The organism is Kitasatospora sp. NPDC058170 (genome assembly GCF_042883905.1).
In the GTDB taxonomy this organism is placed as follows: domain Bacteria; phylum Actinomycetota; class Actinomycetes; order Streptomycetales; family Streptomycetaceae; genus Kitasatospora.
The window spans coordinates 20,909-31,072 of sequence record NZ_JBHVUV010000054.1; the positions used below are offsets into that span (position 1 = coordinate 20,909).

Annotated in this window: 5 protein-coding genes and 1 pseudogene; 4 read left to right on the top strand and 2 right to left on the bottom strand. The window is 69.4% G+C overall.

Annotated elements, in window-relative coordinates:
* Window positions 1-446: 446 nt before the first annotated feature.
* Entirely contained in the window at window positions 447-4,559 is a 4,113-nt protein-coding gene (locus ACFVVX_RS36200; protein ID WP_387952190.1) for a polymorphic toxin-type HINT domain-containing protein, read from the bottom strand.
* Window positions 4,560-5,087: 528 nt separating this feature from the next.
* On the opposite strand from ACFVVX_RS36200, the gene ACFVVX_RS36205 reads away from it, so the two are divergent.
* From ACFVVX_RS36205 to ACFVVX_RS36220, 4 genes are all read left to right on the top strand, one after another.
* Window positions 5,088-5,564 (top strand): hypothetical protein, encoded by a 477-nt coding sequence (locus tag ACFVVX_RS36205; protein ID WP_387952192.1) that lies wholly within the window; start codon window positions 5,088-5,090, stop codon window positions 5,562-5,564.
* Between the two features lie 59 nt (window positions 5,565-5,623).
* The gene (locus ACFVVX_RS36210; protein WP_387952194.1) at window positions 5,624-6,118 is read left to right on the top strand and encodes a hypothetical protein; all 495 of its coding nucleotides are present in this window, start codon (window positions 5,624-5,626) and stop codon (window positions 6,116-6,118) included.
* Window positions 6,119-6,237: 119 nt separating this feature from the next.
* Complete coding sequence (locus ACFVVX_RS36215) at window positions 6,238-7,902, top strand: S1 family peptidase (protein WP_387952195.1); 1,665 nt, start codon at window positions 6,238-6,240, stop codon at window positions 7,900-7,902.
* 265 nt (window positions 7,903-8,167) lie between these two features.
* Window positions 8,168-8,971 (top strand): ALF repeat-containing protein, encoded by an 804-nt coding sequence (locus ACFVVX_RS36220; RefSeq protein WP_387952197.1) that lies wholly within the window; start codon window positions 8,168-8,170, stop codon window positions 8,969-8,971.
* 19 nt (window positions 8,972-8,990) lie between these two features.
* Here the strand turns inward: ACFVVX_RS36220 and ACFVVX_RS36225 are convergent.
* Window positions 8,991-9,995 (bottom strand): annotated as a pseudogene (locus ACFVVX_RS36225) (IS5 family transposase).
* Between the last annotated feature and the right edge of the window lie 169 nt (window positions 9,996-10,164).

Sequence of the window (10,164 nt, forward strand, 5' to 3'; positions counted from 1 at the left end):
TCGTACGGGGATTTGGCGGTCGGCGGAACAGCCTTCACGTGATCCTGAACTCGGCTACGAGGTATGGGAACGACGTGAAGGCCGTGTGGGGCCACTGCCATTTTCTACCTGCTTCGACAAGTCCCGGTCGAGGCGGCGTCTGTTTCCTTTATACGACCGGTGAGCCAGGAAGTTCCGGCGGGGCAGATCGACAGAAGTCGGCGAGCATACCCGAAAATGCCTCGCACTCTTCCCTTGACCAGCCTACGTAGTCTTTGAATGCCTCATCGGATGGAACCAGAGCGTCGACCCATCCCAGAGTTGAGATGATCATGACGATCTCGCGGCGATTCAACCTTAGAGCAAATTCACCATCAACATGCTCCATTTTCATGCAAATACCCCTTCTTCATTGCCTAGACCACACTTCCATGGCTGGCCGCCCGCCCAGCTGCACAGCCAAGCGACTAGCGTTCGACATACTTTGTACCGACGGCATTTTTCCATTGCTGCTCTGTGAAGTTGTAGGCATGCACGTCTTGCGGGGTTCGAATTACGAGAATTCCATTCGCCGAGTCGTAGCAGACAGAATTGCCGGTCGAAAAGTCGACATAGGCGAAATTGTGAGGCTGTGCAAGATACTGAGCGGTAGCCACTGCATCGGCGCCGACGCCATTGAGGGCATGCCCAGTAGCACCCTCGTTATAGCGAGCCATGTTGTACTCCACCCCCTGAGCCACTTCGGGCCCGTAGGTGTCGTAGATATGATCCAGCACATCATCGGATGCTGTCCAACAATTTGAATTGTGGACCAAGATCGGCGTTATGCCAGCGAGTACATAGTACGTGTGAAGGCTCTGGATGTTCAGGTTATAGGCCGCATCGAGACCCTTGTGGTGATTGACCTCGACGATGTCGACGGTCGCTCCGCTCGGGGTGCGCAGGGTGTCGCCGCTGTTGAGGTCAGCGGCGTCGACCCATTTCCGGCTGCTCTCCACCCAGAAGGGGTGGTGGTCGGTGGCGGTGATCGTGCCGGTGGCCCCGTCCGTCGACTTGATGGTGAGGTCGGTGAAGTCCCTGTCGTCGGGGGTGTAGATGGTGGCGTCCACTGCTTGTGCAGCGGTTCGTCCGTTGACCGGGTCGGTGGCCAGGACGTGGTCGCCTTCCCGGACCTGTTCGATGGGGCGGTGTGTGCCGTCGGCCATCAGGACAGGGGTGCCGGCCGGGAAGCTGTTGCCCCCAACGCACAGGCCGACGCGGGAGAAGGCGTCCTTGAGGAAGTTGGTGACCTTGTCCCCGAACGGCAGCTTCCGTGTGAGGTCGAGGAGCTTCTGTGCCGGGCCGTTGAAGGCGGCAACCGGGTTCGTGCAGGACGGGGACTTCTCCTTGGCGTCTCCCAAGAGGGCGCCGATGCAGGAGCCTCCCTCCCAGAGGAGGGCCGGCATGGCTTCGAAGACGAGACTCGCGTTGAGCGCGAGGGCTGCGCTGTAGAGCGAGGCGACGATGGTGAAGGCCTCGGTGAAGACGCCGAAGGCCTCGCTGTACTTGTCGGCGACGTAGTCGATGCCCTTGAAGATGGGCCTCAGCCAGTCCAGGTTGGGGCCGCTTCCCCAGTCGATCGGGCCGCCGATCGTGAGGATCGGCCCGGTGGAGATCTTCCTGAGGAGTTCGGTGGTCCCCTGCTGCCTGAGTGCTTCCCTCTGCACCTGGGCGGCTACGTCCTCCAGCTTCAGCTGCTCGGTCAGTGCCTCGTGCTTGCGCTCCTCCGAGGCCTGGATGGCGGCGGTGTCGAACGCCGCCGCCGTGGCCCGTGCCGCCGTCTGGGCGTCCTGGCCCGCGGCCTCGGCCGAGGCCCGGGCCGACGAGGCCGCCGCGTAGGCGGTGCGCGCCGACGCGCGCGCCTGCTTCTCGGATTTCTGGGCTTGCTGGGCGGAGTAGCGGGCGCTGACGGTGGCTCGGTCGGCCGTGGCCCTGGCTTCGTTGGCGGTCTTGGAGGCTTGGGCGGCCTGGGCGGCGCTGGTCTCGGCCGACTTGGCCTTGTCCTTGGCCTGGGAAGCGTAGTCGGCGGCCTTGGCGGCCGCCTCCTGGGCCTGGCCTGCGGCGGTCTTTGCCTCGTCGTCCGCGCCCTTGGCGACGGCTGCGGCCTGGGCGGCCTCTGCGGCGGACTGCTGGGCGTAGGCGGTGACGACGACGCCTTCGGCGATCAGGCGCTGTACGTCCGCGATGTGGGCGGCGGCGAGCTGGTCCTTGCGATGGGCCATGTACTGCCCGGTCGCGATGAACTGCCGCAGCATCTGCGGAGGTGCTTCCATGGCGACGCGGGCGGCGGCCTCGAGTTCGGGGCCGGCGCCGTTGCGCAGTTGGGCCGCGCGCAGCTTGTCGTCCGCCATCTGGGCGTTGAAGCGGCCGGGGCCGAGGTAGTCGCGTAGTGCCTGCACGGTGCCCGCCATGAGCGCGGTCTCTGCGGTGGCCTTCACTTCGGGTCCGGCGTCGTTGGCGGACTGCGCGACGGCGAGCTGGTAGTCCTTGACCGCGGCCTGGTACTGGCCGGTGGTCAGGAAGGCGGTCACCGCGGCCGCGTCGCCCTTGAGTGCCTGGGCCGCGGCGGAGCGGACGGCGGGCATCTCGGAGTCGGCGGCGAGGTCGGCCACGCGCTCGCGCTCGTCGAGCTGCACTGCCTTGGCGCGGCCGGTGCGCACGTATTCCAGGACGGCGCTGTCGGAGCCGGACAGGGCGGTACGCGCGGCGGCGGCGTCCCAGGGTCCGGATATCTGCAGCGACAGCAGGGCGAGCTTGCGTCCGTCGGTGGCGATCTGCGCGGGGTTCGCGTCCGGCCGGAGGACGGCCGTGGCCAGGCGGGTCGCCTCATCCTGGTAGCGGCGGGCCTGCTGCACGGCCTCGCCCGCGGTGTTGCCCGCGTCGTCGTAGGCCGCGCGGGCGTCGATCGCCTGGTCCCGTGCGGCGGCGGTGCGGGCAGCAAGGTCCTCGGCCTCGGTGCGCCGGGTCAGGTCCTGGACCTTGCCCGCCTGCTCGACGGCCGCCTGTGCCTCGTTCGCGAGTACCTGTGCCTGCTCCGCGTGGGCCTTGGAGTTCTGGGCGGCGGTTGCCGCCTCGCCGGCGTGTTGGGCCGCTTCGTCGGCGGCCTGCGCAGCGGCCTGGGCATGGGCGGCCGCGGAGTTCGCGAGGGTCCTGGCGGCGGTGGCGAACAGGATCGCCTCCGAGACCAGCGACGTGGCGGCGGTGGCGGCCCGGGTCGCTTCGTCTGCGTGGCGGCGGGTGGAGGCCGCGGCCTGCTTCGCGCGGGCGGACTGGGCTCCGGCCTTCTCGGCGAATCCGCCGGCCCGCTCGGCCGATGTGGCCGCTTCTCCGGCGTCGGCGCCCGCGCCGGCCGCCGCACTCGTCGCGATCTTGCTCGCGTTGGCGGCGAAGAGGGCATCGTCCAGGGCTCGGGAGGCGGAGAGGGCGTTGTCGGCCGCGGTCTTCGCCTCCAGCGCGGCCTGCGTGGCGTCGCCGGCCTTGTCCCGGTTCACCGCGGCCGAGGCAGCGGCGCTGCGTGCACGGGAGGCGGCCTGTGCCGCGCCTCCGGCCGCGTACGCAGCCTGGGAAGCGGCCGTGGCGGCGGTTCGGGCGGAGTTGGTCGCCGACCGTGCCGCCTGTGCGGCGCTCTGCGCGGCGGTGGCGGCCCGGTTGGCGGCCTGCGCGGCGTTGTCGGCTGCCGCGCCCGCCGCGGCCTTGTCCGCACCGGCGGCCTCGGTCTCCGCGGCTGCCCGGGCTGCGGCCTCCTTCGCCTTCTTCGACTCCGACACGGCCTGTGCGGAGGACGCCTTCGCGGCCTCCGACTCGCGCACCGCTTGCGCGGAGGCTTCCTTGGCCTTCTGCACCAGCTGGGCGACTGTCGTGCGTTCGTCGTCTCGGGCGCGGGCCACGTTCTGGCCGACCGCAAGGAACTCGCGGACGTCGGCGATCGAGCCGTTGAGCGCGAGGCGCGCGGCGGCCTGGGTGTTCGGCCCGCCCTCGCTGAGGATCTGGACCAGTTTGACCCGGTCGTCAGCTTCCCTCGCCGTGTACTGGCCTTCGATCAGGAAGGTCCGCAGGTCGTCGGCCGAGCCGAGCAGCGCGGCTTCGCCGGCCTTCCGAACTCCCGCCCCGGCGCCGTTCCTCAACTGCGCGACCTGGAGCTGCTGGTCCTTGATCAGCGCCTGCCGGTATCCCCCTTCGAGGAAGGTCTGCAGGTCCTGGGCCGAGCCGAGCATCGCCTTGTCGGCGAGCTGCTTCACTCCAGGGCCGGCCAGTGCGTAGATCTGCGATACCGCGAGCTGGTCGTCCTTCACCTGGATCGCGGCGCGCCTGCTCTCGAGGAACTGGCGCACCTCGGCGTCCGACCCGAGCAGTGCCGCCTCGGCCGCCGTCTTGACGCCTGGTCCTCCGGTTGCCCAGTAGCTGAGCACCTTGGCCCGGTCGGTCACCCGTGGAGTGCCCGGCGGCGTAGCGCCGTCCTGCCCGGCCGCGAAGGCCTGAGTCGTACCCAGCAGGCCGGCGAGCAGAGCCAGTGGCAGCAGCCACAGGCTCAGCCCACGCAAGGGTGCCCCCCAGGTCCTCCTTCCCAGCCCCGCTCGAGTTATCAATACGCCCACCAAGAACTCCCTCTGATCAGTTGTCGGGCCAAGGTATTCCCCGGCACGCGAGAGCCTAGTGCCAAGAACTCGTCAGTTCGTAATCAGATAAAGGCCTTCATCGTCAGAGTGGCCAGCTTCGAAGGTGCTAGGACAAGCCTTCACGGAAGGGTCGGGAGAAAACCCGCCGACCGGCCGGAATAGTTCGGCCGGTCGGCAGGTGGGGTTCGGCCGGTCGGCAGGTGGGGTTCGGCCGACTCATAATGGGAAATACAGCCCATGCCGTGGATACTTGTGCTGTTCACAGCACTCCTGCACCTCCCGTCAGGAGGGTCGGGCATGGCGGTAAATCACTTGACGGATGACCTGGAATTTGGCCGCGCCAGGTATTGTCTGACCGACTGCCAGGTTTTAGTGAGACTTTTCGGCCCGGGTTCGGATGCGTCCGACCAAATGCAGGCATGGCCATCCCGGATCAATGGAAGGAAAGTCACGATGAATACTCGTATAGGGTGGGGTGTCAGCTCAGCCGCTCTGGCGGCCGCCCTCGCCGTCGGCGCCCCCACGATCGCCGCAGCCGGCACCGCTCCTGCGGACAACTCCTCCGCCCCGCCCGCGGTCGAGGACTTCGCCTACGGGACATCGCCTGCTCCGCTGCTCAAGCTCCTGCGCGGAGACGGGCACATCGTCCCCGCCGACTGCTACACCAGCACCCAGATCCAGCTCTTCAGCCTCGCCGTCGACGGCGCCGGGCCTACGGCCTGCTTCCGTGTCACCGGCACCGCCGGTTTCCTCACCCTTGAACTGCAGAAGACGTTCAGCATCCGGACGGTGGGCTACGCCGTGCACGCCCGCTTGACCACCGACACCGGTGCCACAGCGACTGTCGACATTCCCAAGGACACCATGCAGAACGTCGCCGAGGGACTCGGCCAGAAGCCGGCGACGCTGGTCGAACTGCGGACCGGCTGACCCGGCGCGAGACCTGTGACAGCCGCAACCCGAGCACCCCACCCTTCGGAAGGACCCGGATGAAACGCCGCACCCGCGGCCTGCTCACGGCACTGGCCACGGCCGCCGGTATCACGGCGGGTGTGTCCGTACTTGCTGTGGCCGACACCCCGCCACCGGTCCCGCCAGCGGCCGGCACCTCCGTACCGCCTCCGGCCGTCGAGGATTTCACCCACCCGGGCGCGGAGGGCATCACCAACGTGAAGCTCATGCGCGGTGACGGCCGTGTCCTGCTGGCGGACTGTGCCAAGCCCAGCCAGATCCAGATCTGGACCCGTACGCCGGGCAACGCCGGCAACAAGATCTGTTTCACCGCCACCAGCACGACCGGCTCGCTCTTCCTGGAGCTGGCCGATGTCTTCGCCGTCCAGACCGCGGGCCGCTCCGTACAGGTCGCACTCACCGCCGATGGCGCCAGCCAGACGCTGGACGTTCCAACAGATGGCGTCAGGGGCGTCGGCGAGGGCACCGGCCGGGCGCCGGCCACCGCCGTCCAGCTCACCGTCACCGGCTGATGCCTCCACCGGGACCCGCCGTCTGACCCCACCGCAGTCAGCCCCGGATTGCCGCACCGAGTCAGGTCGCGGCCCCGCCGGCATCATCGTCCAATTTCCTGCCGCAGGAGAACCACACCATGTCTCGGACCGCCTCCACCCGCACCTGGCGCGCGGGTGTCCTGGCCGCCGTCCTCGGAGCCGGCGCACTGACCACGTTCGGCAGCGCACCGGCCGGTGCCGCCGTCGGTGACCCGGCAGCAGACGGCTCCTACGCCTACACCGCCCGGATCACCATCGGCGACAACGTTCGTGCCTGCACCGGCGCCCTCGTCGACCGCATCTGGGTCCTCACCGCGGCGTCCTGCTTCGCCGACGACCCTGCCAAGCCGCAGGCGCTCGCCGCCGGCGCGCCGAAGTGGAAGACCACCGCCACCATCGGCCGCGCCGACCTCACCACCCAGGCCGGCGCGACCTCCGAGATCGTCGAACTGGTCCCCCGCGCCGACCGCGACCTGGTCATGGCCCGCCTCGCCACCCCCGTCGACGGCATCACCCCGCTCACCGTGGCCAAGACCGCACCCGCGACCGGGCAGAGCCTTCGCGTGCCCGCCTACGGCCGCACCAAGACCGAATGGGTTCCCGACAGGCTCCACTCCGGCGCCTTCACCCTGAACACGGTCAAGCCCACCACCGTCGACACCACCGGTACCGGCGGCGCCGCCATCTGCAAGGGCGACACCGGCGCCCCCGTCATCCGCGAGACCAGCGGAAAGGCCGAGCTCGTCGCCGTGGCGTCGCGTTCCTGGCAGGGGGGCTGCCTCGGTGTCCCCGCCGCCGAGACCCGCACCGGCGCCTCGAACACCCGGGTCGACGGCCTGGCCGACTGGGTCCTGCAGGTCCGTGTCGCCGCGGTCAGCTGGAAGACCCAGGCCCTGGTACGCGGCGGCACGAACCTCTACCACGCGATCCGGCTCTACGACGGCACCTGGACGCCCTTCGAGGACGTCCAGGCCAAGGCCGGCACCATCGGCGGGGTGCGCACCGTCGCCTCCGCCGGCATCAACACCAGTACCCACCTCGTCGCCCTCGGCGGCGACGGGCACCTGCACCACACCGTCCGCAGTGCCGACCGGACGTGGCAGCAGTTCGGCGACCTCAACACCTCGGTGAGCGACCTCGGCAACATCACCCAGGTCGCGGTCGCCTCCGTGGGCGGCGACCTCCACGTCATGGTGGTCGCGGACGACAAGCTCTTCCACATCGTCCGCAACGCCGGCGGCTCGTGGGGGCGCTTCAACCTGGTCACCGACGCGACCGGACCGCTCAACGGCATCACCTCGATCGCCGCCGCCTCCACCGCGGCCGGGGAGCTCCACATCGCCGCCGTCACAGGCGGCAACGTCTACCACACGGTGCGCGCCGCCAACGGGAACTGGAGCGCGTGGGGATCGGTTGCCGCCGCCGCCGGCAACACCGGCCCCGTCACCGCCGTCGCCCTCGCCCGCCAGGGCAACGACCTCAACCTCGCCCTGGTCAGCAACGACCAGTACCACACCGTCCGCTACGCCGACGGCAACTGGCAGCCCATCGCCTCCCTCAGCGGCGTCCTCGGCAACGTCACCGGCACCAGCATCAGCGCCACCCCCGTCGACACCGACGCCCAGGTCGCCGTCGCCACCAACGACAACCGAGTCCTGTTCACCGTCCGCCACGCCGACGGCAACTGGGCCCCCACCGAGACCCTCAACCTCTCCGCCATCGCCGGCAGCCACACCGGAACCGTCATCACCGGCACCCTGTAGACACCGCCGCCCGACACGGGCTGCGGACGGCCCGCCCGCGGCCGCCCGCAGCCCTCACGGCCCGGCCCTGCCTCCCGCGGGCGGCGAACCAGGCGGTGGCGCGGCCGACTCTCAGGCGCGGCCGCAGTGCCCTGCCCGCGTCCTCGGCCGCCCCGCCCGTGCGTGGAGGAGCGGGAAGCGCCATGTCGGTCACATAAAACGATCTACGTAGACCGGATTCACGGTCAGTCCCCACGTTCTCCACTCAAGAAGACAGGTCTGCTTGATGAAGTTGCCCAAGACGTCCGCGATCCTTGCTGCGGCTGCGCTTGCGCCCACCGTCCTGTTCCCGTCGATGGCCTCCGCCGCCGAGCAGCCGAAGCCGGCCGGGGTGTCCGGTCCGGACACGGCGTCCGACGCCGCAGGGGACAACGACTCCGCCCAAGAGGAGCGGGACCGTGCCGAGGTGCAGCGGATCCTGGCCGACAAGGAGTCCGGTACCGGCGTCCGCGAGGCCGCAGAAAAGGCCCTCGCCGGTTCCGCCACAGACCTACGGCACTTCCTCCAGGTCGAACTGCCCAAGCAGCGCCGCGCCGACAACAAGCTCAAGGTCGCCCAGTTCCTCAACACCGGCGGCCCCGCCGTCCGCAAAGCCGCCGAAGCCGCCCTCTTCGGCACCAACGAGGACATCCTCAACTTCCTGCGCGAAGGCCAGTACACCGCCCGCGCCGAAGACGAGGCCAACGCGGCGGCCGCCGCCAAGCCCACCACGCCGGTCCAGCAGCCGGACCAGGCCGACAACACCGGTACCGGGCAGAGCCCGTCAACGGACCGGACCGCCCCGCCCGTCCAAGCCGCTGACGTGGTGAGCACCAACACGAACCCGGCCCCGACCGCAGCCCCGGCCCCGGCCCCGGCTGCGGCACCTGTACCGCTCGCCATCACCACGCCCGCATCCTCGGGCCAGCTCGCCGCCACCGGCACGGACGAAGGCCTCGACCGGGTGGCCGGCGGCGCCGCCGCAGCCATCGCCGCCGGTGCCGCCCTGGTAGCGATCTCCCGCCGCCGCCAAGCCGCCGAAATCTACTAGGGTGCGTATTTGGTCGTGATCAAGCGGCGGCTCTGGTGAGGTCCTTGATCCAGATCATCGCGCCCCGAAGGTGGAGGCCGGCGAGGTAGCTCGCAGGGTCTCGTCGCAGCGGGTGGCGATGCCTCGCCAGGCCTTCAGCCTGTTGATCAGACGCTCGACGGTGTTGCGCTCCTTGTAGAACTCGGCGTCGTGGCCGACGGGCCGACCGCCCCTGCTGCCCTTCCTCCTCCGGTTGGCGGCCTGGTCCCTCTTCTCCGGGATGACCGCCTTGATACGGCGTTTTCTCAGGTAGGCGCGGTTGCCGCGGGACGAGTAGGCCTTGTCCCCGGCGACCGCGCCGGGCCGAGTGCGAGGGGACGGCCGACAGGCCCGCGAACGCGGACCTTCTTCAGCACGGGGATGAACTGCGGGCTGTCGGCCGCCTGCCCCTCGGTCAGGACGAACGCCAACGGGCGGCACCTGCGGTCACCGGCAACGTGGACCTTGCTGGTCTGCCCGCCCCTGGAGCGCCCGAGCAAGGCGGCCTTCAAGCCGAGCTTGCGCCTGCGCCTGACGCGTCGCCGTTCCTCCCGCTCTGCGTCGTCAACGGCATCCTGCCCGGCTTGTCCCTCCGGGCCGCCCCCTTTTGCCGGGCGTTCTCCGCCTCGTCAGCGGCCTTCTCCAAGGCGGTCAGCGTGTCGGGGTCCAGATGCATCCCAGCGGCATCGTGGTGGGCCCGGACAGTCGTGGAGTCCACGCTGACCAGGGACAGGTCCACCTCACCGCGCTTCGCAGCCTCGGCGATCGCACCCTCCAGCAACGCCTCGAAGACGCCGGCGTCACGCCACTGACGGAAGCGGTTCGAGACGGTCGACCAGGCGCCGAACTCCTGCGGCATCTCCCGCCACTGCGCACTCGTCCTGAAGCGCCAGATCACACCCTCGAACTGCTGCCGCAGCCGCTCCGGATACGGGCCGTACTCGCCGACCGGCAAGTACGGCCCGATGAACTCCCATTCCGCGTCAGATAGTTGCGCTCGCGTCACGCAACATGGTCTACCGGACCAGGACCTGCCCACGCAGGCGAATCCCACAAATTGATCACAACCAAATACGCTCCCTAGTACTCCAGCAGGACTTCGACGTTTTGCCTGATCAGAGGGCTGCGCGGTGAGTGTAGTGGGCTGGTGCCCGTCAGGGGCGGTCTCCATGGGA

Bases quoted from the DNA above. Each gene is read 5' to 3' on its own strand.
- ACFVVX_RS36210 (WP_387952194.1), top strand. From the start codon at position 5,624: ATGAAACGCCGCACCCGCGGCCTGCTCACGGCACTGGCCACGGCCGCC.
- ACFVVX_RS36215 (WP_387952195.1), top strand. From the start codon at position 6,238: ATGTCTCGGACCGCCTCCACCCGCACCTGGCGCGCGGGTGTCCTGGCC.
- ACFVVX_RS36205 (WP_387952192.1), top strand. From the start codon at position 5,088: ATGAATACTCGTATAGGGTGGGGTGTCAGCTCAGCCGCTCTGGCGGCC.
- ACFVVX_RS36220 (WP_387952197.1), top strand. From the start codon at position 8,168: ATGAAGTTGCCCAAGACGTCCGCGATCCTTGCTGCGGCTGCGCTTGCG.